This is a genomic window from Micromonospora sp. RL09-050-HVF-A (genome assembly GCF_019374995.1).
GTDB classification, from domain to species: domain Bacteria; phylum Actinomycetota; class Actinomycetes; order Mycobacteriales; family Micromonosporaceae; genus Micromonospora; species Micromonospora antibiotica.
Genome location: NZ_JAGKQP010000002.1, coordinates 4920720 through 4947146 on the forward strand (window position 1 = coordinate 4920720; position 26427 = coordinate 4947146).

The 26427-nt window shown below is 71.8% G+C and carries 21 protein-coding genes and 1 pseudogene; 7 read left to right on the forward strand and 15 right to left on the reverse strand.

Annotated features, from left to right (window positions below; genetic code table 11):
- Positions 1-72 precede the first annotated feature (72 nt).
- Positions 73-2199, reverse strand: a complete 2127-nt coding sequence (locus J7462_RS21780; RefSeq protein WP_219465898.1) for a PhoX family phosphatase — start codon at positions 2197-2199, stop codon at positions 73-75.
- A 215-nt stretch (positions 2200-2414) separates the two neighbouring features.
- On the opposite strand from J7462_RS21780, the gene J7462_RS21785 reads away from it, so the two are divergent.
- Positions 2415-2930 (forward strand): sigma-70 family RNA polymerase sigma factor, encoded by a 516-nt coding sequence (locus J7462_RS21785; RefSeq protein WP_208565835.1) that lies wholly within the window; start codon positions 2415-2417, stop codon positions 2928-2930.
- Positions 2927-3628: an anti-sigma factor gene (locus tag J7462_RS21790; protein ID WP_208565527.1), complete on the forward strand. Its 702-nt coding sequence runs from the start codon at positions 2927-2929 to the stop codon at positions 3626-3628. The genes J7462_RS21785 and J7462_RS21790 overlap by 4 nt, the downstream gene beginning before the upstream one ends.
- 27 nt (positions 3629-3655) lie before the next feature.
- Here J7462_RS21790 and rarD read toward each other — a convergent pair whose 3' ends face one another.
- The 5 genes from rarD to J7462_RS32450 all read right to left on the reverse strand — a co-directional run bounded on the left by rarD (position 3656) and on the right by J7462_RS32450 (position 7379).
- Positions 3656-4579 carry an EamA family transporter RarD gene (gene rarD / locus J7462_RS21795; RefSeq protein WP_219465900.1) on the reverse strand — a complete coding sequence of 308 codons (924 nt, stop codon included), beginning with the start codon at positions 4577-4579 and terminating at the stop codon, positions 3656-3658.
- A gap of 52 nt (positions 4580-4631) precedes the next feature.
- Complete coding sequence (locus J7462_RS21800) at positions 4632-5066, reverse strand: GNAT family N-acetyltransferase (protein ID WP_208565529.1); 435 nt, start codon at positions 5064-5066, stop codon at positions 4632-4634.
- Positions 5067-5214: 148 nt separating this feature from the next.
- The gene (locus tag J7462_RS21805; RefSeq protein WP_208565530.1) at positions 5215-5601 is read right to left on the reverse strand and encodes a phage holin family protein; all 387 of its coding nucleotides are present in this window, start codon (positions 5599-5601) and stop codon (positions 5215-5217) included.
- A gap of 54 nt (positions 5602-5655) precedes the next feature.
- On the reverse strand, positions 5656-6972 hold the full coding sequence (locus J7462_RS21810) for a type VII secretion protein EccE (protein ID WP_255597832.1): 1317 nt from the start codon (positions 6970-6972) through the stop codon (positions 5656-5658).
- Entirely contained in the window at positions 6870-7379 is a 510-nt protein-coding gene (locus tag J7462_RS32450; RefSeq protein WP_255597833.1) for a hypothetical protein, read from the reverse strand. Before J7462_RS32450 ends, J7462_RS21810 begins: the two co-directional genes overlap by 103 nt.
- A gap of 584 nt (positions 7380-7963) precedes the next feature.
- Here J7462_RS32450 and J7462_RS21815 point away from each other — a divergent pair.
- Positions 7964-8281: a WXG100 family type VII secretion target gene (locus J7462_RS21815; protein ID WP_219465903.1), complete on the forward strand. Its 318-nt coding sequence runs from the start codon at positions 7964-7966 to the stop codon at positions 8279-8281.
- Between the two features lie 24 nt (positions 8282-8305).
- Complete coding sequence (locus tag J7462_RS21820; RefSeq protein ID WP_208565533.1) at positions 8306-8599, forward strand: WXG100 family type VII secretion target; 294 nt, start codon at positions 8306-8308, stop codon at positions 8597-8599.
- A gap of 159 nt (positions 8600-8758) precedes the next feature.
- Here the strand turns inward: J7462_RS21820 and mycP are convergent, their stop codons facing one another.
- On the reverse strand, positions 8759-9979 hold the full coding sequence (gene mycP, locus J7462_RS21825) for a type VII secretion-associated serine protease mycosin (RefSeq protein ID WP_219465912.1): 1221 nt from the start codon (positions 9977-9979) through the stop codon (positions 8759-8761).
- 153 nt (positions 9980-10132) lie between these two features.
- On the opposite strand from mycP, the gene J7462_RS33705 reads away from it, so the two are divergent.
- The 3 genes and pseudogenes from J7462_RS33705 (at position 10133) to J7462_RS21840 (ending at position 13471) form a co-directional block, all read left to right on the forward strand.
- Positions 10133-10723 carry an SseB family protein gene (locus J7462_RS33705; protein WP_219465915.1) on the forward strand — a complete coding sequence of 197 codons (591 nt, stop codon included), beginning with the start codon at positions 10133-10135 and terminating at the stop codon, positions 10721-10723.
- 932 nt (positions 10724-11655) lie between these two features.
- Positions 11656-13109, forward strand: a pseudogene (locus J7462_RS33710) (SseB family protein); the annotation flags it as partial.
- Positions 13106-13471, forward strand: a complete 366-nt coding sequence (locus J7462_RS21840) for a hypothetical protein (RefSeq protein ID WP_208565535.1) — start codon at positions 13106-13108, stop codon at positions 13469-13471. The pseudogene J7462_RS33710 and the gene J7462_RS21840, both read left to right, overlap by 4 nt.
- Before the next feature lie 141 nt (positions 13472-13612).
- Here the strand turns inward: J7462_RS21840 and J7462_RS21845 are convergent, their stop codons facing one another.
- The 8 genes from J7462_RS21845 to acs form a co-directional block, all read right to left on the reverse strand.
- Positions 13613-14545 (reverse strand): alpha/beta fold hydrolase, encoded by a 933-nt coding sequence (locus tag J7462_RS21845; RefSeq protein ID WP_219465916.1) that lies wholly within the window; start codon positions 14543-14545, stop codon positions 13613-13615.
- A 143-nt stretch (positions 14546-14688) separates the two neighbouring features.
- Entirely contained in the window at positions 14689-15072 is a 384-nt protein-coding gene (locus tag J7462_RS21850) for a hypothetical protein (protein WP_219465917.1), read from the reverse strand.
- A 185-nt stretch (positions 15073-15257) separates the two neighbouring features.
- The gene (locus J7462_RS21855; RefSeq protein ID WP_219470594.1) at positions 15258-17651 is read right to left on the reverse strand and encodes an immune inhibitor A domain-containing protein; all 2394 of its coding nucleotides are present in this window, start codon (positions 17649-17651) and stop codon (positions 15258-15260) included.
- Between the two features lie 370 nt (positions 17652-18021).
- Complete coding sequence (locus J7462_RS21860; RefSeq protein ID WP_219465918.1) at positions 18022-20817, reverse strand: immune inhibitor A domain-containing protein; 2796 nt, start codon at positions 20815-20817, stop codon at positions 18022-18024.
- 216 nt (positions 20818-21033) lie between these two features.
- On the reverse strand, positions 21034-22269 hold the full coding sequence (locus J7462_RS21865) for a hypothetical protein (protein WP_219465919.1): 1236 nt from the start codon (positions 22267-22269) through the stop codon (positions 21034-21036).
- A 29-nt stretch (positions 22270-22298) separates the two neighbouring features.
- Positions 22299-23201, reverse strand: a complete 903-nt coding sequence (locus J7462_RS21870; RefSeq protein WP_219465920.1) for a hypothetical protein — start codon at positions 23199-23201, stop codon at positions 22299-22301.
- Between the two features lie 253 nt (positions 23202-23454).
- Positions 23455-23979 (reverse strand): LuxR C-terminal-related transcriptional regulator, encoded by a 525-nt coding sequence (locus tag J7462_RS21875; RefSeq protein ID WP_219465921.1) that lies wholly within the window; start codon positions 23977-23979, stop codon positions 23455-23457.
- Positions 23980-24365: 386 nt separating this feature from the next.
- Positions 24366-26330, reverse strand: coding sequence for an acetate--CoA ligase (acs, locus tag J7462_RS21880; protein ID WP_219465922.1), 1965 nt, complete (start codon positions 26328-26330; stop codon positions 24366-24368).
- Between the last annotated feature and the right edge of the window lie 97 nt (positions 26331-26427).

Below are 26427 nucleotides of genomic sequence, written 5' to 3' on the forward strand. Positions count from 1 at the left end.
GGCCCCCTCCCGGACCGAAACGGGAGGGGGCCCTCGTGGCCGGTCCGGCGGTGGACCGACCCGGGGAGCGCGTCAGCTGCCGATCGGGCCGCCGTCGAGCCGCCAGGTGACCACCACGCCCGGCTTGGCGTAGTCGCCGTCCGGCCAGGTCGACGCCGGCTTCTCCACCGACGCGCCGGTGATCTCGCCGGGGTGCTGCACGGCCACGAACACCGACCGGTTGTCGCCGGTGATGAACGGCCCACAGGTCTCCGCGCCCAGCGGCACGGTCAGGAACTGCTTCAGGTGCCCCCGCTCCGGCCCCTCGACGGCGGTGGCGAAGAGGCCGTCGTTGCTGCCCAACGCGTTACCGTCGGTCGAGATCCACAGGTTGCCGGTGGCGTCGAAGGCGACGTTGTCCGGGCAGGAGATCGGCGAGACCTTGGTCTTGTCGTACCCGGCGAAGTAGGTCGACGGGTCGGTCGGGTCACCGGCGACGATCGGCAGCGACCAGGCGAAGGACTCCGCCGTGTTGTCGCCCCGGTCCTCGACCAGCTCCAGGATCTGCCCGTGCTTGTTGAGGTTGCGCGGGTTGATCTCGTCGGCCGCCGGCTTACCGGCCTTGCCCCGGTCGGTGTTGTTGGTCAGCGCCACGTACACCTTGCCGGTGAGCAGACTCGGCTCGACGTCCTCCGGGCGGTCCATCTTGGTCGCGCCGACCTTGTCCCCGGCGAGCCGGGTGAAGGTGAGCACGTCGGCGGCGGTCATCCCGTCGACGAAACTGCGGTTGCCGCTGACCAGCTTGATCCACCGTCCGGTGCCGTTGAACGCGCCGTCGGCGGGCAGCTTGCCCGTGCCGTCGATCTCGGCGGCGCTGGTCTGGGCGAACTGCGCCACGTAGAGGGTGCCCGACTCGAGCAGGGTCAGGTTGTTCTTGCGGGCCACCCAGGAGTCACCAGGCATGAACTTCTTGTCGGAGACGAACTTGTAGAGGTAGTCGAAGCGCTCGTCGTCGCCCATGTACGCGACCACCCGCTTGTCGCGGGCCACGATCACGTTGGCGCCCTCGTGCTTGAACCGGCCCAGCGCGGTGTGCTTGCGCGGACGGCTCTCCGGGTCGAACGGGTCGATCTCGACGATCCACCCGAACCGGTGCGCCTCGTTGGGGTGCTTCGCCAGGTCGAACCGTTCGTCGGCCCGCTCCCACTTGCGGCTGCCGCTGGGGTAACGGGCGGCGGTGGTGATGCCGTACCTGTCGAACCTGGGCTTCAACTCGGCCGGCGCGGCGTCGGCGCCGACGAAGTACTGGTTGAAGTTCTCCTCGCCGGACAGCACCGTCCCCCACGGGGTGACCCCACCGGCGCAGTTGTTCAGCGTGCCGACCACCGTGCGGCCCTTCGGGTCGGCGGCGGTGCGCAGCCAGGCCGAACCGGCGGCCGGGCCGGTCAGCTCGAACTTCGTGGCCAGCGCGGTGACCCGCCGGTTGTACGGCCGCCGACCCTGGCCCACCGCCCGCCACTGCCCGGTGCCGTCCACCCGCTCCAGTTCCACCACGGACATGCCGTGCGCGGCCATCGCGGTGCGCAGCTGCTCGACGGTGAGGTTGTCCAGGCCGGTGAAGCCGGGGAACATCAGGTCCTCGTTGGTGTACTCGTGGTTGACCACGAGCAGCGCCCGCTTGCCCCGCCGGTCCAGCGGCAGCACCCCGACGAAGTCATTGTTGTAGCCGAACTGCTTGGCCTGGGCGGCGGCGGTCTGCCCGTGCAGGTCGAACCGGGGCGCACCGGGCAGCACCGGGTCACCCCAGCGGATGACCACGTGGTGGTCGTACCCGTTGGGGACGACCAGGGTGTCGAGCTGGTTCGGCGGGATCGGCTTGAAGGTCAGCGCCCCGCTGCCGACACCGCGCTGCGGGGCGGTCGGGTCGCCGACCTCCGGCACCACCGGGGTGGCCGGCGCGGCGGCGGCGGGGACGGCCCCGGCCAGCGCGCCGGTGGCGGCACCGCCGAAGCCGAGCACCAGCGCGCCCACCGCACCCGCCCGGACGACGCCCCGACGGGACACCTCGCCCTCGACGAGGTCGCCGAAGTAGGTGTTGTCGGACGTGTTGGGCACCGGGTGGTCGCAGGCGTTGCCGCAGCGGTACAGACAGGTCATCGCATCGCGGCTGCCGTGCCGGGTGGCACCGAGCAGCGGGAGCAGCCGGGGACGGTCGCTCATGGGAAGGAGCCTCCTGGAGACAGGTCGGTGGCACGCCGTTTTCACCTGCTCGACGTGCGTACCGGGCGGACGCTGCCAGGACGGGGTGAGCGGCCACCGGACGCGGTGTGAACCGGATGTGAACAGCAGTGGCCGGTGAACCGATCAGCGTCACGGCGCGTAGTAACGGGCGGACACATTCGCCGGACTCGTCGCGCGGGAAGCGAGGGATCACCATCAGCGACCACGACGCCCAACTGCTGCGCGCGCTGCACGACGAGCACGCCGAGGCGCTCTACGCGCACGCGTTGCGGTTGGTCAACGGGGACCGCACCCGGGCCGAGGACCTGGTGCAGGAGACCCTGCTGCGCGCCTGGCGTCACCCGGAGTCACTGGACCCGCGACGCGGCTCGGTGCGGGCCTGGCTCTTCACGACCGCCCGGAACCTGGCGATCGACGCCTGGCGGCGGCGGTCGACCCGGGTCGGCGAGGTGTTCACCGACGACCTGCCCGAGCAGCCGGAGACGATTGACGAAGCGGAACGCGCGGTGGAGGCCTGGACCATCGCCGAGGCGCTGAGCCGACTGAGCCCCACCCACCGGGAGGTGCTGGTCGAGTGCTTCTACCAGGGCCGCTCGGTGTCCGAGGCGGCGGCCCGGCTGGGGGTGCCACCGGGGACGGTCAAGTCCCGCACCCACTACGCGCTGCGTTCACTGCGGCTGGCCCTGGCCGAGATGGGGGTGACCGGATGACCCGCTGCGAGTTCGCACACGACGACGGCGCGTACGTGCTGGGTGCCCTCGCCCCCGCCGACCGGGCCGCCTACGAGCGGCACCTGTCCGGCTGTGCGGCGTGCCGGGAGGCGGTGGCCGAGGTCGCGGTGCTGCCGGGCCTGCTGGGCCGGCTCGACCCGACCACGCTGGAGGAGTTCCTCCCCCCGCCGCCGGAGATCAGCCGGGTGCCCGACCTGATCGCTGTGGCCCGGGACCGCCGCCGCCGCGAGCGGACCCGCAACCGCCGACGGTACGCGCTGACCGCGCTCGTCGCCGCCGCGTTCGCCCTGGTGCTGGGCTTCGGCGGGGCTGCCGCCCTGCGACCGGCCGGCCCGCCCGCGCCGACCACCCAGGCGGTGCGGATGGTGTCCATGGCACCGGTGTCGCCGAAGACCCCGGCGTTGCACGCGGAGATCGGGCTGAGCGGCACCAAGTGGGGCACCGAGGTCACCATGCACTGCGGGTACGACGCGACGGCCGGCTACGGCAAGGCGAACACGTTCCGACTGGTGGCGCGCGGCCCCGACGACGCGACGGAACAGATCGCCTCCTGGCTGGCCGCCCCCGGCGACGACGTGAACCTGCGTGGCGCGACCCGGTTCACCGACGCCGACCTGGTCCGACTCGAACTCCTGCGCGCCGACGGGACCCTCGTCCTCAGCTACGACGTCCGCTGACCCCCGGGGAGCGTCGGGTCGGGTGGCTCAGTGGGCGGCGGCCGGGAGCGGCGCGGCGGCGCGGGCGGCGGCCCGGTTGCGCCGGCCGTGCCGCACCGCGTCCAGGGTGAAGATCAGCAGGGCCAGCCAGACCAGGGCGAAGCCGGCCAGCCGGGCCGGGGGCATCGGCTCGTGGAAGATCAGCACGCCGCAGCCGAGCTGGAGGATCGGGGCCACGTACTGGAGCATGCCGAGCGCGGTCAGCGGCAACCGGTTGGCCGCGCCCGCGAAGAGCAGCAGCGGGATGGCGGTCGCCGCCCCGGCCGCCACCAGCAGCGCGGTGTGCCCGGCCGAGACCTGCCCGAACGTCGAGCCGCCCCGGCTCGCCAGCCAACCCAGGTAGGCCAGGGCGGGCAGCGCCAGCACCGCCGACTCGACGAACAGCCCCTCCGCCGCCGGCAGCCCGAGCCGCTTCTTGGCCAACCCGTACCCGGCGAAGCTGACCGCCAGGGTCAGCGCCAGGTAGGGCAGCCGACCGTAGTCGACGGTGAGCACCGCGACGGCCGCCGCCCCCACCCCGAGCGCCACCCACTGCGCCGGGCGTAGCCGCTCCCGCAGCACGAACACCCCGAGCAGCACCGACACCAGCGGATTGATGAAGTAGCCGAGCGCGGTCTCCACCACCCGGTCGGAGTTCACCCCGTAGATGTAGGTGCCCCAGTTCACCGCGATCAGGGCCGCCGCGACGACGATCCCGGCCAGCGTCCGGGGGCGGCGGGCCAGCGAGCGCAGGAAACCGACGTTACGCAGGGCGGCGAGCAGCAGCGCGACGAACAGCACCGACCAGATGATCCGGTGGGCGAGGATCTCCACCGGCCCGGCCGGGCGCAGCAGCTTGAGGTAGATCGGGAAGAAACCCCAGATCAGGTACGCGCCAAAGCCGTAGAGATAGCCGAGCCGCAACGGAGTCACGGTCCCACCGTAAGGGGTGGGACCGGCTCGGGTTCGTTGCCGGTGAGCGGGGTCACCGCCCGTTCACCCACGCCATCCACTGCTGCGGTGGCGCGGGCGTGAAGCCCACCTTCGCGTACACCCCGTGGGCGTCGAGGGTCGTCAGGGCGATCCGGCGTACGCCGAACCCGGCGAGGTGGTCGCGGACCGCGCCGGCCAGCCAGGTGCCCAACCCACGACCCCGCGCCTCGGGGGCGACGTAGACGTCGCAGAGCCAACCGAAGGTCGCCCGGTCGGTGACCACCCGCCCGACAGCCACCTGCGCGCCGTCCTCCGGGCGGTAGACGCCGTACGGGATCGACCCGGCGAAGGCCCGTTCCGTCGTCTCCCGACTGCGGTCGAGCGCCCAGTAGGCGTCGGTGGAGAGCCAGTGGTGCACCCGGTCCCGGTCGATCCGCTCCGGGTCGGTGCTGAGCTGGTAGCCGTCAGGGCGGGTCAGCGAGAACACGTCGTCACGCTAACCCCATCCGGGGCCCGTCCCGCCAGCCAATTTCCGTCAGGTGGCCGCAGCTGGCCGGCCCGGCCACCGCCGTGCGGCTGGCATCCTGCCGGCCACCGCCGTGCCGGCTGGCATCGGGCGGTGGCCGGCAGGCGGGTCAGTCGCGGTCGAGGATGGCGCCCAGAATCCAGGTCACGATGCCGACGAGCAGCGCGCCCAGCACCGCCTCCGGCCAGAACCCGTCCACGTGGAAGGGCAGGTTCGCCTGGTCGGCGATCCAGCTGGTGAGCAGGAACAGCAGACCGTTGACGACCAGTGCGATCAGCCCGAGGGTGAGCAGGTAGAAACCACAACCGACGGTCTTGATGATCGGCTGGAGCACCGCGTTGACCACGCCGAAGATCACCGAGACGAGCACCAGGGTGACGATCGCCTCGCCGGCCGAACCGGTGTCGAGCGTGATGCCCGGGATGAACAACGTCGCCAGCCAGAAAGCCACCACCGTGGAGCCCAGTCGGATCAGAAGGCCCTTCAGAAAATCCATGGCCGGGATCGTGCCACGCCTGGTCCACCTGGGGAAACCGCCGTGGCTTTCCGGTCAGCGCCGGCCGGGGCGACCGACCAGCTGCGACTCGATCGCGGTGGGCGAAAGCAGTGCCCACCGCAACGCCCGCCGGTTGACCACCGCCACCATGTCGTCCCGGATCCGGGTCAGCCACTCCGCCGAGCCGCCCAACCCCAGCGCGGTGCCCGCCAGGGCGGCCTCCGCCGGGTCGAGGGGTTGCAGCACCGCCAGGTCGGCCCGACCCAGGGTGTCGACGTCCAGCGGGGTCAGCTCGTCCCGGACCACCAGGGTGGACACCCAGGCCGCCCCGGGTGGCGGCTCGGCCATGGTGCCCGCGTCGACCACCACCAGCAGCGGTCGCAGTGGCGAACCGGTGGCACCCGGTGGCCGCCCGGTCGGGACCACCACGACCCCGCCCTGCTGCCCGCCGACCCCCCGCACGAACGGCTCCCAGGAGCGCGGCCGGCCGGTCTGCACCAGCACCCCCGCGCCCAGCGCCAACGACCGCAGCACCAGCAGTTGGGCTGCGGCCAGCCCACCGACCAGCACCAGCCGGGTGCCCTCGGCGCGGAACAGCCGGACGGTCACCGCACCACCGTGCCGGTTGGCCCCCACCATCAGCCCGGCCCCACCCAGGGTCAGTTCCGGTGGCTCCACCTGCGGTGCGGTCCCCTTCGCCAGCACCGGCACCGCCAACGGCAGTGTGGCGGCCAGGCCGGGGAGCTGCCCGCCGTCGAGCCGGCGCAGCTCACCACCGGCGTCGGCGGCGAGCCGGCACAACCCTTCGGCGGCGAGCGCCAACCCGGCCGGCGTCGGGGCGGCCAGTCGTACCGTCAACTCGGCCGGTGGGGGTGCGGTGTCGCCGCCGGACTGCGGACCGGCACAGAGCGACACGCTGGTGGCGGTCGCCGGCAGCGCCAGCAGCCGGGCCACCAACCGGCGACCCGGATCGACCCGGGCGTCCGGCCAGCGGTCCCACCGGAAGGTGGCCTGGTGCAGGCCGCCGGTGCGCACCGTCGACCAGGTCTCCCGCACGGGCTGACCGGCTTCGTGGTGGGCGAGTTCACCCAGCACCCGCAGCGCCGCGTGCTCACCGAGCGGTCGGGCCGGCACCGGCCCGACCCGGCGGCCGATCCGGCGTACCGTACCGGCCAGCGCCCGGCGCAGGTCGCTGTCGGACCAGCCGGGCGCACGCAGCACCCGGACCGCGAGCAGGGCATGTTCCTGCCCCGGCAGCCGCCCCTCGGTCAGCTGCCGGTAGGACGTGCCCGCCGCGCCACCGGCCACCCCCGCCGCCGGGGCGGGCACGGCGTGCAGCAGCACCTGCACCTGCACGGGCGGTTGCGCCATCCCGGCCGGCGGCAGCAGCGTGCCGGGGCCGGCAGCGGGTGGGGCCGGTCGCCGAGCAGGTCACCCGGGTCGCCCAGGTCGAGCAGGACGGTCAGCCCGGTGCCGTCGTCGATCACCCCGGCCGGCCCGTCGGCCAGCTCCACCGGGCCCAGCACGGCGCCGGGGAGCACCAGGTCCAGCAGGGCCGCCGGGGCGGCGTCGCGGGGTAGCCCGCGCCGTCGGGTGAGGTAACCGGTGGCGGTGCCCCACCAGGCGAAGAGCCACCGCCCACGCCACCGCCCCCAGGCGAGGCCGGCCAGGACGACCGCCCCGACCGCGGCGAGTACGGCCGGCCCCGCGCCGCGACCGTACGCGGCCAGCGGCAACGCGAGCGCCACCTGCGTGGCGACCACCTGGCCGGCACGCACGGCGGAGCCCGTGCGGGCTCGGGGCGGGCCCCCGTGGCTCCGCGGCGGCTGACGCCGGGCCGGACGATCGGTCGTGCCCGCCGACACCGCGCCTCCTCCGTCACGCTCTCCGCCCACCCCGGGACGTGGTGGTCGATCTGCTGCTGTGTCGTGGCCGATCCCGGCGCGGCCGGTGTCGGCGTCGTCGTGGTGCGGGCACCTCGTGCTGCGGGTGGGCCCCGGTGCGGGTGGGCCCGTGGTGATGTGCGTGCGGCTCGTGGTGTGCCGGTGACCGACCCGGGTGGGGTCGGGTGTCCGGGTGGATCGCCCCCACCGGTGGGGGGTGGGTCCGACCACATCGGACCGCAACGCGACGGAGGCGTGACCCATGGTAGTGGCCCGGGCGGTCCGATGGGGACCCCGGCCGTCGCGCGTGCGGAGGTTGTCCACAGGGGATAGCGGCGGGGTAGCACAACCGGGATGGTGCGACTACCGTCAGCGACGAGTTTCGCCGACATCGTCCCGCCAGGCCCACCGCCAGCGGGCCGCCGTCCCCCATGGAGGGCGTGGATCGGCTCCGACCGAAGAGACGAGGTGACGTCCGGATGGCCCAGACCCAGGCAGAGGCTGCGGTGATGCAGCGCACCGCTGCGAAGTTCGAGCAGGTCGACCAGTCGTTGCAGGCCATGCTGACCGGCCTGATGACCGAGCTGGAGGTGTTGCAGCAGGCCTGGCGGGGTGCCGGTGGGCGCTCGTTCGCACAGGTCAAACAGCAGTGGGGAAAAGACCAGGCCGCGCTGCACCAGGCGCTGCGGGAGACCGCGACGGCCATCCGCACCGCCGGCCGGCACTACGACGTCTCGGACACCGAGGCCGCCAGCCGGGTCGCCGGCACCAATCGCGGCATCCAACTGCCACTCTGAACCATCCCGGGGAGGGACCATCCGATGGACCACGGTGTGCTGGTCGTCAACTTCGCCGCCTTGCACCAGGCCGGCGCGGACATCCAGAAGGCGTTGAACACCCTCGACGCGCAGCTCGGTCAACTGGAGCGGGATGCCGCCCCGCTGATCGCCGGCTGGGACGGTGAGGCCCGGCAGGCGTACGAGCAACGGCAGGCGCGGTGGCGGTCCGCCTCGCAGGACCTCCAGGCCATGCTGCGCGACATCAAGCTCGCGGTGGACGACTCCGCCGCCGACTACCTCAACACCGAGAAGCGCAACGTCGGCCTGTTCCAGTGAGCCGCCCGTGCTGGCGGCAGCGTCCGACGACCCACCGGTCGGGCGCTGCCGCCAGGCGGACCCGGTCGGGTGTCGTCGTCGGGCGGACCCGGTCGGGTGTCGTCGTCGGGCGGACCCGGTCGGGCGCTGCCGCCAGGCGGACCCGGTCGGGTGTCGTCGTCAGGCGGACCGGGCCGGGTGCCAGCGTCGGCGGACGCCCCGGGGGAGCACCACCGCCAGCAGCACCGCCACCGCGAGCACCCCGCCGGTGACCGTGGCGACCAGCAGTGCCCGGTCCCGGGCCGCCGCCCGGCGGTGCTGCCGGGCCAGCAGCGCCGGGTCGGCCCGCTCCGCCGGCAGCGCCAGCGTCGACCGGGCGGCCGGCCCGGGACCGGTGCCGGTCTCCACGACCGCCCGGTACGGGTTGAGCACGCCGGCCCCGTAGCCACCCCGCCGCCCGCCCGGCGCCGGATCGGTGGTGCCCACGATCCGGCGCGTCACCTCGGCGGCGCTGAGTTCCGGCCGGTACTGCCGCAGCAGCGCCGCGGTGGCCGCCACGAACGGGGCGGCGTAACTGGTCCCCTCGGCACGCTGATGGCCCTGCCCCGGCGCGGCCATCAACACCTCACTGCCCGGGGCGACCAGGTCGACGTACGTCCCGACCTGCGAGAACGGGGTGCGGATGCCCGCCGGGGTGATCGCACCGACACCGAGCACCCCGTCGTACGCGGCGGGGTAGGGCAGCGGGTCGCCACCGTCGTGCAGGTTGCCGGCGGCGGCCACCACGACCACGTCGCGCCGGACCGCGTAGTCGATGGCGTCCCGCACGGCCGGGTTGTCGGCGTACAGGACGACGGAGAGGTTGAGCACGTCGGCGTCGTGGTCCACCGCCCAGCGGACGGCCCGGGCGAAGTCGGCGGCGCTGACCGTACGCCCCGACTCGCGCCCCTCGACGACCTGCTGTTCGCTCACCCGTACCGGCAGGATGCGGGACCCGGGTGCGAGCCCGCGGAAGGCCACCCCCGCCCCCTCCCCGGCGGCGATGATGCTGGCCACTCCGGTGCCGTGACCGGCGCAGTCGCGGGTGCCGTCGCCGCCCGGGTCGAGGAAGTCCGCGCCGTCGAGCACCCGGCCCCGCAACTGGGGGTGCCGCCGGTCGACACCCGAGTCGATCACCGCGACGGTGACGCCGGTGCCGGTGGCGAGCGGGGCGATCCGCTCCGGGGCGTACCGTCGCTGGGGCCAGGGGAGAGCGGCGACCGGCCTGGCCGGCGCGGGCGCGGTGGCGCAGGCCGGGGCGGCGTGGGCCGGGGTGACCGACGACACGGTGACCGCCGGCAGCGCGGCGAGCAGGGCCGCCGCCAGAATGGTGGGCGCTTGTCGGCTGCCGGGTCGGGACATCGACCGCCTCCGTATCGTGTCGACTCCGTAACGCGATGTTAGTGCCTGGTCGGCTGCCAGGTCGGCCGGCTGGTGACCGACTTATTGTGATCTTGTTTTCACCTTGTAGGTTGTACGCGACGCCTGTGGCCTGATCCGGGAGGAGAGGTGGCCGTGACCGACTGGGAGCCGGCTACCGAGGCCGAGACGGCGATGCGTGACGCGCTGCGCGCCAGCGACCAGGAACGCTACTTCCGGATTCTGGCTGGTACGGACCTTTTCCTTCCGGTCTCCGGCCAGGCTCTCGCCGGGGCGACGCCGATGGGTTGGGGCACCTGGACCACCGGTGGCCGGACCCACGTGTTGGCCTTCACCTCGGCCGCCGCCATGCACGCCTGCCTCGGCGCCTCCGCCGGTCCGTGCCGGCGCAGCCGCTACGCCGACCTGGCCGTCGAGTGGCCCAACCACGAGTGGTGGCTGGCGGTGAATCCCGGGCTGCCGATCGAGGGCTACCTGCCTGCGTGGTTCGTGTCCCAGCTCTCCCGGGGCGACGTGCGGTTGCCCGGTCGCGCCCCGGGCGTGCGGTCCCGCCAGGAGCCCGACCGGACGCCGGGTTGGCTCCCGGCCGACGGGACGTCCGACGTCGAACCGACCGCCGACCTCTCCACCGGCCCCGCCGGCTGGGCCCGCCCCGCCCGGTCCCCTCAGCAGCCTCGGTACCACCCGCCGGTGGTGCCGTCCGCCCGGCGGAGGGTGCGTCGCTGACCGACGAGCGGGGTCGTCCGGTCGCCGCGCCCGGTGGCCCACGCGACGTCGCTGCCGGGTCGCCCGATCACGGCCGGTCCGCCGGCCCGGCGTCCCCCGACCCCGCTCCGGCACCCGGCCAGCACAACGGCGGCTGGTCCACGGTCCCCCGCCGCCGCCTCCTGGGCGAGGAGGCCGCCGGTCCGACCAACGGGCGTACGTCGTTCTTCGAACCGTCCGCCGCCCGGGGCGCCTCCCGGTCACCACGGGACAACCCGCTGCGTTCCGGCGAACGGGCGACGCCACCGGCCCGGCCCGGCATGGGTGGTCAGCCCTTCCCCCGGCGTCGTCCGGCGCCCGCCCAACCGGTCGAGGACGAAACCACCCGGGCGTTCCAGGTCGGCCCGCCCGGCCAGCCGTCCCGCCCCGCTCCGGGCAACGGGCCGGCGGCCGTCGGCCGTCAACGCGACCCGCTGGCCGAGGAGCCGACCCGGGCCTTCCGGGTGGGGCCGCCTGCCGCAGAGGCGACCCAGGCCCTGCCCCGCCGGCAGCCGGCCCCGGACGCGTCGGCGGGCATCCGGCAGCCGCCACCGGCCGGCCCGTCCGGCGGCAGGGCCGACATGTTCGCCAGCGCGAACGGCATGCCCGGCGCGAACGGCATGCCCGGCGCGAACGGCATGCCCGGCGCGAACGGTATGCCCGGTCCGGTGCCGGACGAGGCGGAGGAGGTGCCGTCCTCCGCCGCCGAACCGGTCTCCGGGCCGCCGGCGTCGCGCCGGGGGTTCACGCCCATCGTGATAGAGGGAGTGATCCTGGAGTCCCGCGACCTGCCCGTCGCCCCCGCTCCGGCCGCTGCCCCGACCCCACCGGTCGTCCCGACGCCAGCTCCCGCACCGCCGGTCGTGCCCGCGCCAGCTCCCGCACCGCCGGTGGTCCCGACGCCAGCTTCCGCGCCGCCGGTGGTCCCGGTGGCGGCTCCCGCGTCGCCGGTGGTCCCGGTGGCGGCTCCCGCGTCGCCGGTGGTCCCTGAGCCGCCGGTGGTCCCGGTGGCGGCTGGGGGCGGCCCGGTCGCCGAGGACACGGTCAACCTCAACGGGAACGCCGGGCCGCCCGCGCCACCCGTTCAGCCCTCCGCCGCCGGGCCGACCTCCCCGACGTCAGTCGCCGGGTCGACCTCCCCGACGCCCGCCTCGGGTGCGGCCACCCGGCCCGCCGCCGACGACCTGTGGACTCCGGCCTCCGAACGGGCCGCGAAGGCGGTTCCATCGCAGGTGGCGGCGGGGCCCGCTGCCGGCCCGGTGGCTCCGCCGGCCGCTGCGCCCACCGCGCCGGTCGCTGCGGCGGTGGACCCGGGTCCGGTCACCGCCGCGTCGGCCGGGTTCGCCACGACGCCCCCGCCCGTCGCCGCCCCGACAGCCCCGCCCGTCGCCGCCGTCGACGAGTCGTTCCTGCCCGCCAACGAGGTCGAGGAGAACCTGCTGGACGCCGCCGGTGCCGGCAGCACCGACGGTTTCCTCTCCACCCTGCTGCTGGCCCGGGTGCTGCTGCCGGTCAATCCCGATTCGGTGACCGGCAGCCGGCCCGGCGAGCCCGGCTTCGCGTGGCGCACCGGCACCACGGACGGCGAGACGTTCGTGGTGGTCTACACCTCACCGGAACGGCTGGCCGAGCACGACGTACCACCGGTCGAGACGATCGAGGTGCGCTTCGTGCAGTTGATCCGGTGTTGGCCGGACCCGGGTTGGGCGTTCGCCGTCAACCCCGGCACCCCGGTCGGGGCCAAGCTCCCCGGCGAGCAGATCGTCGCCCTGGCCAGCTGGGCGGCCGAGGTCGGGCTGGGCGACGAGGCGGACCTGGAGCCGGTGGCCGCCGCCGAGGCGCCGGCCGAACGCACCCGGTACGCCCGCCGGCCACCGATCCGTCCCGCCCGGTGGTGATGCAGAAGGCGATCGCCCCGAGCCAGCTCGCCTACTACCTGGAACGCGGCTACGACCGGGTCTCCGGTTTCGTGCACCGGGCCGGTGAACTGGCCCACCTGACCACCCCGGCGGAACTGCACGACGCCCTGGGACTGGGCTACCCGGGCTCCCCCTTCGCCCGCGACGCCGAGGCGGCCTACGTGCTGCGCTGGCCGGCGTACCGGCCGAGCCTCTACCGCATCCCGTACGGCGGGCAGAACGAGGCGGCGATGCGGGCCATGGAGGGCTGGGTCATCGAACGCGCGCCGTTCCGGGGCAACGGATTCGCCCCGGGGGAGAGCAGCGACGTGGTGGCCGAGTTCAAGGTGGACAGTGCCCGGCTGCCGCACGGGGCGCAGCTCTGGCGGATCGGCGCGGAGGGCACCGAACGGGTCATCGCCATCCTGGACACCGACGCGCTGGTCTGGCGACGGGTGGGGCAGTCGTGATGCGCGACGGCTACGTGGCCCGCTGGCAGGGCCGGGAATACCAGGTCAGCCCGGACGGCGACCATGTGCGGATCTACCAGCCGGAGCCCGCGGACGGCTTCGAGGAGGTACGCCCCGGCCGGTACGTGCGGGTCGTCCCGGCCGGTGAGGTCGAGAAGTTGGCGTACGTGCGGACCACCTGTACCTGGCAGGGGCAACCGTTCATCGTGCTCGGTGAGCACGACGGCTGGCTGCGGGTCGAGTACACCGGTGGTCGTTGGCCGGTGGCGCAGGCGATGGGGCTGGAGGTCTTCGACTTCGGTGTCTACCAGGGTTGGGCACCGGCTGCCGAGGTCGTCGACCTGCGCGAACAGCGGGTCTGACCCTCGGCCCACGGTCGTCAGACCAGCCGGCAGTGGATCAGCCGGCAGTGGATCCGTCGACACCGCGCTCGTGACCGTCGGCAGCGGGTGGCCGGCGGCGAGGGTGGCCCGCTCACCGTCGTCGCCCGGGTACGGGCCGGGTCAGGACTTGGTCCAGCGCAGGATCTCGCCGAGCACCACGTCCCCGGCCTCCACGTGGGGGAAGTGGCCCACCCCGTCGAGCAGCCGCCACTCGTAGGGGGCGCTGACGTACCGGCCGGAGCCCTGGGCGGTACGCGGCAGGGAGGCGACGTCGGCCGCCCCGTGCAGTTGCAGGGTGGGGGTGGCCAGGGGCCTCTGCATCAACCGGACGAAGCGGTAGCCGTGTAGGCGCAGCACCGAGCGGAAGGCCCACCGGTAGCCCTCCAGGGCGCAGAAGGCGGCCTGCGGAATCAGCATCGCCTCCCGGCAGCGTTGCGCGTAACCGTCGAACTCCGGGCCGGCTACCCAGCGGGGTCCACCCCAGCGGTGCAGCATCCGGGTCACCTCGGCGGCGTCGTCCCGGGTGAGCACGTGTTCGTACCGGGGGAGCTGGAACTTCAGCGCCGGCGTGGAGGCGGCGAACTGGCCGCGCGGGTCGGCGAAGATGGCCGCGCGCAGCCGCAGCGGGTGGGGTGCGCCGAGCACCACCAGCCGGCGTACCAGGGTGGGGTGGAACGAGGCGGCCGTCCAGCCGATCAGTCCGCCCGAACCGGCGCCGACCACGGTGGCGGAGCGTTCCCCGAGGGCGCGGATCAGGCCGGCGACGTCGGCGGCGAGGGTGTAGCCGTCGTACCCCCGGGGGGGTTTGTCGCTGGCGCCGTAGCCGCGCAGGTCCACCGCGACGGCCCGGAAGCCGGCGTCGGCGACGGCGGGGAGCATGGTGTGCCAGGCCCACCAGTGCTCGGGGAAGCCGTGCAGGAAGAGCACCATCGGGCCGGTGCCCGCCTCGACGACGTGGAACCGGCTGCCGTTAGCGCCGACGAACCGGTGCGTCCACGGCCCCTCGGTGAGGACGCAGGACTCGTCGACGGGCCCGCCACGCTGCTCGGTCATGGGGCACAGCCTAGGACCTCGGCACCGGTCGATCGCCCCGCCGACCCGGGCGGCGCGGCCGAACCGGCTGAGCGGGCTCAACCGGGGCCGGTCGGATCGGGTGGAATCGGGCCGCCGGCAGTGCTCCGTCGGGCTGAGTGGGCTCAGCGGACCACGTTGATGGCGACGATGCCCACCGGGATGCCGGGACCGCAGGTGGCGGCCGGATCGGCCGGCCCGACGGTGACCAGGACGGTGGTGCCGGTGGCGAAGGTGCCCAGGCCGGTGCCGTGTAGCGCGTACTCCCGGCCGTCGTCGGTGACCAGGCCGTAGCAGGGGCCGTCGCCGCCCCGGCTGATCCGGCCGGCGAGCCGGTCGGCCCGGCGCAGGTCGGTGGGGTGCCGTGGGGGCGCGGCGGGCCGCCGCAGGGCCGGCGGGGTGGCGGAGAGTGGCGTCGGCCGGCCGGCGGGCGGGGCCCCACCCGGGCCGGGGTCCGACGCCCGGGTGTCGGGCGACGGGTCGGTGGTCGGGGTCCGGTCGTCGGTCACGGTGCCTCCGTTCCCGGCGCACCCGACGTGGGTACGCGCACGGCCAGCGTGCCACGTCGTCGGTGGGCCGGCACCCCTCGCTCGGAGCCGGGGCGGCTGACAGCGACCTGCCCGGAACGGGCCGATGCCCGGGCAGGAGACCTGCCCGGGCATCGGGTAAAGCGGATGGTGCGCTGATCAGCGGATCAGGAGAAGCGGACCTTCAGCGAGGTGCCGTTCTGCTCCACAACCTTGATCTTGGTGCCGGTGGCCGGGAGCTTGACGCCGTGGTTCGGCAGCTCCGGGTACCAGTACTGCTTGGTGTCGTCGAACAGCGGCTGCGCGGCCTGACCACGGACGTACTGCGGCACGCTGTTGATGTGCAGCGTGAACGAGTCCGCCTTCTTCAGGCTGAACGGCGCGTCGTACACCTGGACGCGGGCCCGCCAGGGGGCACCGGTCAGGTTGTACAGCGGCTCCGGGTGCGCGTCGATGATCATGTTCCGACCCTCGCCCGGGTGGTCGAAGGTGTCGTTGTCGGCCCACCGGAGGTTCCAGTAGGAGATCAGCAGACCCTCCTGGTACGCGTAGTGGTCCACGTAGTCCGGGCGGGTGTTCGCGTAACCGAAGTAGTACGGGCCGGTCTTGAGGTACTGGTCGTACGACACGTACGACCGGTTGCCCGCGATGTAGTAGTTGTCGAACTTGCGGATGTAGGTCTCGGCCACGACGCTGAACCCGTTCAGGGTCCAGCCGGCGGCACCGGCCTCCGCACCATCGGTGAGCACGGTCTGCCCATCGGCGGTGATGGTGATCGCGTCACCGTAGAAGCCGCCCTCGGAGACACCGCCGTCGGTCTGGTAGCGCAGCCGGAACTGCACCACCTTGCCGGCCGCCGCGTTCATCGGGATGTTGACGTCGACCCACTGGCCGTTGCTGGAGCCGTCCAGGGCGAAGCGCCCGGGAGAGATCTCCTTGAGGGCCTTGCCGTTGGCGGTACCCGGCAGGGTGGACCAGGTCTGGCCACCGTCGGTGCTGGCCTCGAAGAAGAGGTAGTCGTAGTCCGCCTCGATCGAGTAACGACCCTTCATGGTGAGCGCGGCGCTGGTCTTCCCCGTGAGGTCGATCGTCCGCGTCATCGTGGTGTTCAGGTCGTCGTCGTTGCCGGAGAAGAACTGCTTCGTCCCCTCGAACGGCTTGCCGTTCTGGAAGCTGTACTCCCGCTGCGGCAGCACGACCACGGCACCCTGCGCCTTGTCGGAGTTGTACTCCTGCGGGCCCAGGTTGAGGGTCTTCTGCTGGCCGGCCACCACGACCTCGTAGTCGAGCCAGTTGAGCTGGAGCTTGTTCCACGCGCCGAGGTCGCCGCCCCGGTCGCCGATGCCCTGGTCGTTCTTGGCACCGAGCCGGCTCTGGGCCATCAGGGTCCAGTGCTCGTTGTTGTTGTCACCGCTGTTGATGACGTTGTAGTCGTCCGGCAGACCGAGGTCGTGACCGTACTCGTGGTAGAAGACGCTCCGGCCACCGTTCTCCGGCTGGATCGTGTAGTCGCCGATCCAGACGCCGGTGTTGCCGATCTGGGTGCCGCCGCCCGGGAAGGTCGACGGGCCCGTGTTGCCCTGGTCAGAGGCGAAGGCGTACCACCGGTGGCTCCAGATGGCGTCCTCACCCTGGATCGGGTCGCCGTCGGCCTGGTCGCCGCCGGAGTGGACGATCTGGAAGTGGTCGATGTAGCCGTCCGGCTCGTTGAAGTTGCCGTCGCCGTCGTAGTCGTACCGGTCCCACTCGTCCATCGACTTGACGTCGGCGGCGATCTGGGCGTCGGTGCGGCCGGCCGCCTTCTGGTCGGCGACCCACTGGTTGGCGGCGTCCCGGACCAGGTTCCAGGTGTTGTTGCAGACGTTCGAGGCGCAGGGGTAGCCGTTGGAACGGCCGTACCGGGCCTCGTTGTACTTCACCTTGACCCAGTCGGTGACCTCACCGTCGACGCTGTAGCGACCCGAGGACTGGGCCTCGTAGTACTGCTTCAGCGACTCGTCACCCTGACCGGTGCCGAAGTAGATCTTCCGGTAGTAGTCGGCGTTGTAGTCCGGCTGCCAGACGGTGGAGTTGTCCACCGCCCGGTTGGGCGCCGGGATCTCGTTGTGCAGCGGCCCGTCGAACCGGGTCGGGCCGGGGACGGCCGGGGCCGTGTCCTGGTCCGGGTAGCTCGGGTGCCGCTCGTTGCCGAACTCCGCGAGGATGACGAAGATCTTGTCGGTCTTCTCGCGGCCCAGTTCGACGTACTGGTCCTGCGTCTGGGCGACGCCCGAAGCCGTCGTCCGGGCGTTGTTCCGCCCCGCAGCCTGGGTCTTGCCAACCTTGACGACCGTGCTGCCGTTGATCTTCTGCGCCTTGACCTTACCCGAGAGGACCTCGCTGAGGCCCTCCTGGCGCAGTGCCCGCCGCTTCGTCTCGAGCGGGTTGGGCAGATCGTGGTCCGCGTTGGCGGGCTCCGCGATCGACGGGGCGGCCGTCGGGAGCTTCGGCGTCGGCGCAGCGCTGGCGGACGTACCCGTCACCAGACCTGTCGCCGTCAGCGAGAGCCCGAGCAGACCCACTGCGACTTTGCGCACGTGGTACCTCCGGTGTGAGGGAACCGACCCAACGGGGGTACGGGCCGGCATGGAACGTCCCACTAGTGGGACCCATGGTGAACATAGACACTGCCGGGACGGGTGGGAAGATGTACGCGTCGATTTGTTGCAAGATTTTGATGAGATCGCTTTTCACCGTCACACACCGCATGTTCATCAACGGTCATGAGCAGCGCGGACGCCTCGGCAGGGAATCGCAGTGATGTATTTCGATTGGATTGCTGCGATGCGTGAAACAGTGGGCCGGCGGCATCTCCGCCACCGGCCCACTGTTCACCAAACGGTCAGTTGCTGACCCTTACCGCCGCATCGTCGGATTTACCCGACGCGGGGTTCAGTACTTCGCCGGAGTGATCCGGACGACCGCGTACGAGTTGTCCGGCGCGGCCGACTCGATCTTGATGGAGACCCCGTTGCGGACCTTCGAGTCCGACGGGTTGCCGGTGCCGAGCACGATCGCCCCACCGCCCAGCGTCACGCCGTAGAACTCGGTGGCCGGCGTGCCGTCCGGGTTCACCACCCGGGTGGTGTACGGCTTGTTGCCCCGCGACGGGACCACCACCGAGGCGTCGTTGTCCCGGGCGTACGGCGCACCGTCGCGCATCTCGATGCCCGGGTACCAGCCCTTGGCGTCGTTGAAGCCCGACACCGGGTGCTGCCGCGGGAACTTCGTGCAGTACGCGCTGTACGGCTCGTCCGCCGCCTCCAGGCACTCGGTGAACGGGTACGTCGGGTTCAGCGAGAACGCCGCGTTCGCCGACTGCGGCCGGCTCGGCAGGTTGTCCAGCACCGACGGGTCCTTCGCCGCCGCCTCACCGGTACGCCGCAGCGGATCGTAGTGCGAGTCCACGATCAGCAGTCCGCCCTTGGCCCCGTAGCTGGGCAGCGCGGTCATCTGCCCGGTGACGTGGTTGACGTCGCCCAGCATCGTGTCCCGGTACCAGACCAGCATCCCCGGCGCGTTGTACGAGATCCGGTCCACCTTCCACGCCTCGTGCGAGTAGATGGTGTCGTAGGCGTACTTCAGGCCCATGTCGAAGCCGTCGAAGTTGCGCCACTCGGCCAGGTAGTACTGCGCCTTGACCTGGGTGCCCGGGTCGATGTGCCAGCCCGCGCCGGTGGTGTCGGTGAAGGTGCCACCGGTCAGCGTCCAGCCGTTCGTGCCGCCCTCGACGTCGTCGCTGAACGTGGTGGCCCCACCGCCGGTGACCGAGAGGTCGTCGGCGAACCAGCCCCGCTCCTGGAACGCCTCGTCGGTGGCGTACCGCAGCCGCACCTGTACGGTCGTGCCGGCGTACGCCGACAGGTCGATCCAGTCGTGCCGCCAGCCGTCGGTGCTGCCGGTCAGGCCGTACTTCTTGTTGCCGAAGTCGACCATGCGGCCGTTCGGGTCGGCGTACCCGTCGTTCGTGGAGACCAGCGCACCGGCCGCGTCGTAGACCTTCTGCTCGGCCCAGGTGGCTCCGCCGTCGGTGGAGACCTCGACGAAGCCGTAGTCCCAGTCCTCCTCGATGACGTAGTTGTTCCACATCCAGAACTTCGCGTCGGTGGCGGCCGGGACGGCCACCTGCCGGCTGAGCTTGACGTCCGCCCAGGCCTGGTCGGAGCCGCTGTACCACATCCCGGTGCCGCTGTGCGGCTGGGCGAGGGTGACCACCTTGTCCGGCAGGTCGATCTTGATGCCGTCCTGGGTGCCCACCGGGGTCCGCGAGGTCTGCCCGAGCGACGCCGTACGGGTCCGCGTGCCGGGGGCGATGGTGAGCGGATCGGCCCAGCCCAGCACCCACTTGTCCCAGATGCCCATGTGCGTCGGCAGAGCCTGGAAGATCTCACCGGTGTGCGAGCCGGACGCCATCAGGTCCCAGAAGTCGACGTCCGAGTCGGCGTTGCCCGAGGTGTCGTAGAGGTCCGGCAGGCCCAGGTCGTGACCGAACTCGTGGGCGAAGACGCCGACCCCGGCGTCCTCCGGCTGCACGATGTAGTTGGACGCCTTCAGGTTCGTGCCGGGGATGGTGTAGCCACCGGCGACCGTGGAGGAGTGCGCCCAGACCGCGTACACGCCCTGGTCGCCGCCGCCACGGGACTTGCCCTGACCGGCGTGCACCAGCACCAGGTGGTCGATCACGCCGTCCGGCTCGTTGACGTTGCCGTCGCCGTCGCGGTCGCCCTGGTCCTCGATGTCGTAGTCGGCCCAGGGGAAGTTCGGGTCGGCCGCAGCCAGCGCGTCGATCGCGTCGGTGGCGAGCCGCCCCGCGCCCTGCGGGTTGTCCGGGTGGCCGTTCATCGCCTGCTGCCGACCGGCGACCCAGGCGCCCGTCTCGTCCTGGAAGCAGCGCGAGGCCGCGTACCAGCCCTCCGAGTGCGGCACGGTGATCCACGGGCTGGCCTGCCCGTCCACCGTGTACGCGCCCTTGGACATCTCCAGGTACATGTTGTGCATGGTGCGGCCGGACAGGTCGATGCCCTTCTTGCCGTCCGGTCCCTTGAGGTCCTTACGGACCCGCTCGGTGATGCCCTGCTTGGTGTAGAGCATCTTGTCGAAGTGGGCGGGCGAGAAGTCCGGCACCCACATCGAGTTGTTGTCCTCGTGCGGCAGGGTCGCCGGGTTGGGGATGTTGTTGTGCTTCGGTCCGTTCTGGACGGTGCCGGGCACGCAGGTGCGGTCCTCGAAGACCGTCTTGGGGACCATCACCCCGGTGAAGTCGTCGTTGGCCTGGTCGTTGAACTCCACCAGCAGGGTGAGCAGCTTGGCCGTCTGGGTGCTCTTGGCCTTCTTGAACGCGCGCGGGCTCTGCCCGGTGCGGATCGCCCGCGCCTCGTTGCGGGCCAGTTCCCGGGCGGCCAGCGGGTTGCCGCCGGCGAACTTGCGGTCGTAGGCGCGGGCCTCGTCCGCAGCCGGGGTGCGGATCCCGTCGGCGCCGCGCACCTCCTTACCCGCGGTGTCCGGCTGCACCTCCGGCTCGGCGTAGTTGAGGTAGTGCTCGTCGGCCCCGATCCGGGTCGGTGTGGCCGGCCCGGCGGGCTGGGCCGCCGCACTGCCGGTCACGGTCAGTGACGCGGCGACGAGGGCGAGGGTGGGCAACGCGACGAGTAGGCGTCGGCGTGCGCCGGTTGGCGGGACAATGTTCATGCCGCTCCAAGTCATGAGGGCGTGAGGGCGAAGGAGCGCCTGACCTGAAAGGCCGGCGCTCATGAGAGGCAAAATAAGCATATTCATCAATACCTGGCAAGGGGCTCGACCGTTCTCCGTCCGCCCAGCCACCGGGGCCGGACCGATCAGCCGGTTCCGGTGGCTCCCACCCGCCACACCGGACACGCCGACGGCCCGTCCGGTGTGGCGGAACAGTCAGCCGCCGGTGGCCGCCAGTCTGGCCACCGTGAGGGAGTTCTGGTCCGGCTTCTGCGGCTCCGCGCCGAGCTTCGACCAGGCGACGTAGTCACCTGCGGCGAACACGAGGCTCAACCCGGGCGCTTCGCCGAGCCGCCAGAGCCGCTGCGTCCTGACGTCCAGGGCGTACTGGCCGGCATCGCCACCGCCGCTGCCGTTGCTCCAGCAGACGTAGCGCGGGGAGGAGCTCAGCGTCATGGAGGTGCCGTCGTCACCGAGTGTGACCTCGGTGGCGTCTCCGGTGGCGGTGTCCAGGACGAACAGCGACGCGTTCGGCTCCGGTGCCGGGGCCGATACGATCCAGGCAACCCGACCGGGCTCCGCTGTCAGGGCGGTGACCTGCTGTTCCTTTGTCAGCGGGCCCGTGGTGAGCAGGTCGTCCCGGCCACCGGTCACCTTGCGGATCTCGTACCGGTCCGCCGGGAAGCCGGGGGACACGTCCGCTGAGCGCACGTAGTAGAGGTCGCTGCCTGCGGCAGCGGGGAGCTTCGCGCGTTCGGCCACCACCTCCGCCGCCCGGCTCCCGGTGACGGACCTGCCCAGGACCTGGGCACCGAACTCGGGTTGACCGGTGGTGGGGACGGCCGTGGTCCAGTAGACCCGGTCGGTGCCCACCGAGAGCATCGACGAACCGGGTGGGATGGGCATCTTCCTGCCCTTGGCGACGGCTGCGGAATCGCCAAGCAGCACCGTCCGGCCAGCAGCTCGGTCGAAGCCGTAGACCCGCCAGTCCATCTGGTACATGTCGGTGCTGGTCGTCTCGAGCCAGGCCACGGTCCGCTCGTCGGCGTCCCCGTAGATGGCCTGACGGGCCGCGCCGTGCGGGGCGGGGGACATGCCGCGCACTCGGCTGCCTGCGTAGAGCCCCACCTGGCTCTGGCCGATGACCACCTCGCCGCTGCGGGTGGTGGCGGCCGGGTTGGCCGCGGTGATCATCTGCCCGTCCGGCGTCAGGCCCAGGTGGTTGAGGGTACGCCCGGGCGCCGTCGTGCCGCTCAGGCTGAAGCTGACCCGGAACTCGCGGCCCGGTACGGCGTCGACCGCGTCGGTCGTGGCGTACCGGGACCGAACCCGGAAGGAGGCCCCAGGGCTGCTGGCGGAGCCGCTCGCCGAGATGCTGGGGGCGGGCGCGTCCCGGTGTCCGGGCGAGCCCACCCCCTGCTCGTCGTCGCAGCCACCGACAGCGAGGAGCAACAGCGCCACTGTCAGTGTTCGTCGCACGGTCAGTACACGATCCCGTTGGACTGGAGGAAGCGGGTTGCGAAGCTCGAGGTGCTGTAGCTGAACGACGGCTTCGTGGCGGACCACACCGTGGTCGCCGGGTCGGCCCAGCTTGAGGTCTGACCGGACGCAGTGTAGCCGAATCCGACGATCCAGTGACCGATCGTCTTGTTGGTCGGGTGTCCGTTGTAGTGCGATCCGCCGGCGAACTCCACGGTGTCGGCCCCGATCGGCATGCCGTTACCGCCGATGCTGTGGGCGAAGACGGCGACCAGCAGCGAACCACTGGGCTTGGGAACCTGCACGTACCAGTTGAAGCCGCGCCAGCGGTTGATGCCGGTGGCGAATCGCTTGCTGGTCCAGGTGGTGGCCCCGTTCGCCTCGGTGGCCATGTGCGAGCTGGTGGCCAGGTTGGGCTGGGAGAGGCTGGCCCCGTTGTACTTGCTCTTGAACCCGGTCCCGTGCAGGTAACGGAGGATCATGTAACCCGAGGCTGGGCCGCAGTAGTATCCCTTGCTCTGGCCGGTCTGGCTCAGACCCAGGATGCGGCTGCTGGCCGCTGTGGTGCGCAGACCGGCACCGTCTCCCGGATCGACGTAGCCGGAGTCGCCGTACTGGGCGACGTAGTCCGCTTCGAGCATGTTGAGCTGGGTCGGATCGGCCCCTTGGAAGTTGACCGCGTAGTACTCCTGGGACAGCTGGATCTTGAGGGACGTCTGGGTGTCCGTCGGCTGCTCGATCGAGGGATCGGTGACGTCACCGCCGGTGAAGTTGCCTTCGATGCCGTTGTACGGCTGGTCGGGGTCGATCACCTCGGCCAGTGCCGAGGTGGGGGCGGTGAGCGCGACGGCGCACCCGATCATCAGGGCGGCGAAACCGCCGGCAGCGCGCCGGTAGCTCGTCATCGCTGTCTTCAAGTGATCCTCCACAATGCGGGTAGGGTGAACCGCCCGGCCTTTCCGGCGGTTCACAGAATCGATTCGGTGTGGCTCGGTCGAATCGTAATAACGGTGCGACGGATCCGCCTGTCCCGCATTCTGGGGACAGGAGCGCCTTGGTAGTGGTAAAGCGATCCAACGACTACCGTGTCGAGCGAAGAACCACGTTCACCACGGCGAAAACAACGTCACGAATCGGTACGCGGAAAGGCGCACCGCCTCAGGGCTGAGGAGCGAGCGCCGCCCGGGTGAGGAACGCCTTGTTGCCGTGTCCGAGTTTCGCCTTGAGCCGCTTGACGTAGGTGTTGACGGTGTGCACGCTCACCCGCAGTCGAGCTGCCGTCTGGTTGTGGGTGAGCCCGTTGGCGATGCAGTCGAGAACCTCACGTTCCCGCTGGGAGAGTCGTTGTCGGCCAGGCCCGGGGTCGCGCTGCCCGGTGCCCGGCGTGGGCTGGTCGACGGGTGTCGGGACGGTGTCGGCCGGTCCACGCCCGGCCAGCATGGTCACCAGGTCGTGGACACCGTCCTGCTCGTCCGGTGCCGCGCCGGTGACCAGCAGGAGGCAGTGCCCGGCGGGCAGACTCCTCGCTGCGTCAGCCCGGGCCCCGGCGGAGCCGCTGCGCGGCAACTCGCCCGGGTCGGTGGCCGGTGCCGGCTGGGTGACGGTCAGACCGGCCGAGCCGAGCAGGTCGCCGACGACACGCCGGAAAGCCGGATCGCCGCCGAGAACTGAGATTTGAATCATCGGTCGTCCTCTGAATAGGAACACGGCAGCCCGATCCGACGGTCGGTATTCACCGTTGGATCGAACTCGATCGAAAGAACGCGGAACGGGATCTCGTTCGGCGCTTCTGTCGCTATTGCTGCAACCTGCAGCCGGCCTGGTGTTCCGGAGGACGTTCAGTCTCTGATCGAAAATGCCACATCGATGCCATCACCCCCGTGTAGGCAAACTATCCAATAGCTCGGTCAGGTGCTCGACTGTCCTGCACAATCTCGTACCTTGACGGTGACGATTGTCGCACGGGCGGTTCCCCGTGCGCTGCCCCGTCCGAGCGCGCAGCCAGGCGTAGAAACGGCGGTGGGTGCCGGTCCACGCGGACCGGCACCCACCGACGGGTAGGGCTGTGGTCAGTCCTCGTCGGACTTCCCGCCACTGAGCCCGGAGGAGATCAGCTCCATCACCGAGGAATCCTGGAGCGTGGTGACGTCACCGAGCGAACGGTTCTCCGCCACGTCCCGCAGCAACCGGCGCATGATCTTGCCAGAGCGGGTCTTCGGCAGCTCCGGCACCAGCATGATCTGCCGGGGCTTGGCGATCGGGCCCAGCGTCTTGGCCACGTGGTTGCGCAGCTCGGTGATCAGCCGCTCGCCCGCCTCACCCGAGATGTCGGTGGTGCCGCGCGGAATGGCGAACGCGACGATCGCCTGCCCGGTGGTCGGGTCGGTCGCGCCGACCACCGCCGCCTCGGCCACCGACGGGTGCGACACCAGCGCCGACTCGACCTCGGTGGTGGAGATGTTGTGCCCGGACACCAGCATCACGTCGTCGACCCGGCCGAGCAGCCAGATGTGCCCGTCGTCGTCCTTCTTGGCCCCGTCACCGGCGAAGTACATCCCCTCGAACCGGGACCAGTACGTCTCGACGAACCGGTTGTCGTCACCCCAGATGGTGCGCAGCATCGACGGCCACGGCTCGCGCAGCACCAGGTAGCCACCGCCACCGTTGGGCACCGACTGGCCCTGGTCGTCCACCACGTCGGCGACGACACCGGGCAGCGGGGTCATCGCCGAGCCCGGCTTGGTCGCGGTCACCCCGGGCAGCGGGGAGATCATGATCGCGCCGGTCTCGGTCTGCCACCAGGTGTCCACGATCGGCAGCTCACCCCGACCGACGTGCTGGCGGTACCACATCCACGCCTCCGGGTTGATCGGCTCGCCGACGCTGCCCAGCAGGCGCAGCGACGACAGGTCGAAGCCCGCCGGGATGTCGTCGCCCCACTTCATCATGGTGCGGATCAGCGTCGGCGCGGTGTAGAGGATGCTGACCTTGTACTTGTCGACGATTTCCCAGAACCGGCCCTTGTGCGGGGTGTCCGGGGTGCCCTCGTACATCACCTGGGTGGCGCCGTTGGCCAGCGGCCCGTACACGATGTAGGAGTGCCCGGTGACCCAGCCGATGTCGGCGGTGCACCAGTAGACGTCGGTCGCAGGCTTCAGGTCGAACACCGCGTGCGCCGTCCACGCGGCCTGGGTGAGGTAGCCGCCGGTGGTGTGCAGGATGCCCTTCGGGCGGGCGGTGGTGCCGCTGGTGTAGAGGATGAACAGCGGGTGCTCGGCGTCGAACGGCTGCGCGACGTGCTCCGCCGACGCCTGCTCCACCGCCTCGTGCCACCAGTGGTCCTTCGCCGCCCAGGCGACCTCCTCGCCGGTGCGCCGGACCACCAGCACGTGCTCGATCGACGGACAGTTCGCCACCGCCTCGTCCACGGTCGGCTTCAACGCCGACGGCTTGCCCCGTCGGTAGCCGCCGTCGGCGGTGATCACCACCTTGGCGCTGGCGTCGGAGATGCGGTTGCTCAGCGCGTCGGCGGAGAAACCGCCGAAGACCACGCTGTGGGTCGCGCCGATCCGGGCGCAGGCCAGCATCGCCACCGCCGCCTCGGGGATCATCGGCAGGTAGATCGCCACCCGGTCACCGGCGACCACCCCCAGGTCGGTCAGCGCGTTCGCCGCCTGGCAGGTCAGCCGGTGCAGGTCGGCGTAGGTGAGGGTGCGGGTGTCGCCCGGCTCGCCCTCCCAGTGGATCGCCACCCGGTCGCCGTTGCCGGCCTCCACGTGCCGGTCCAGGCAGTTGTACGCCACGTTGAGCTGACCGCCGACGAACCACTTCGCGAACGGCGGGTTCGACCAGTCGAGCACCTCGTCCCACGGCCTGGCCCAGGCCAACCGGCCGGCCTGCCGCTCCCAGAAGGCGAGCCGGTCCGCGCCGGCCTCGTCGTACGCGTCGGCGGTGACGTTGGCCTGGGCGGCGAGTGCGGCCGGCGGCGGGAACTGGCGCGTCTCGTTCAGCAGGTTGGCCAAGGCCTCGCTCATGCGGTGACTCCTTCGTCGGGTGACCTGCGTCTCTACCCGGCCGAGGTTAGTCCGGGCAGCTCGGGACCGCGACACCCCCGGTGCCGGCCGGCGCGCT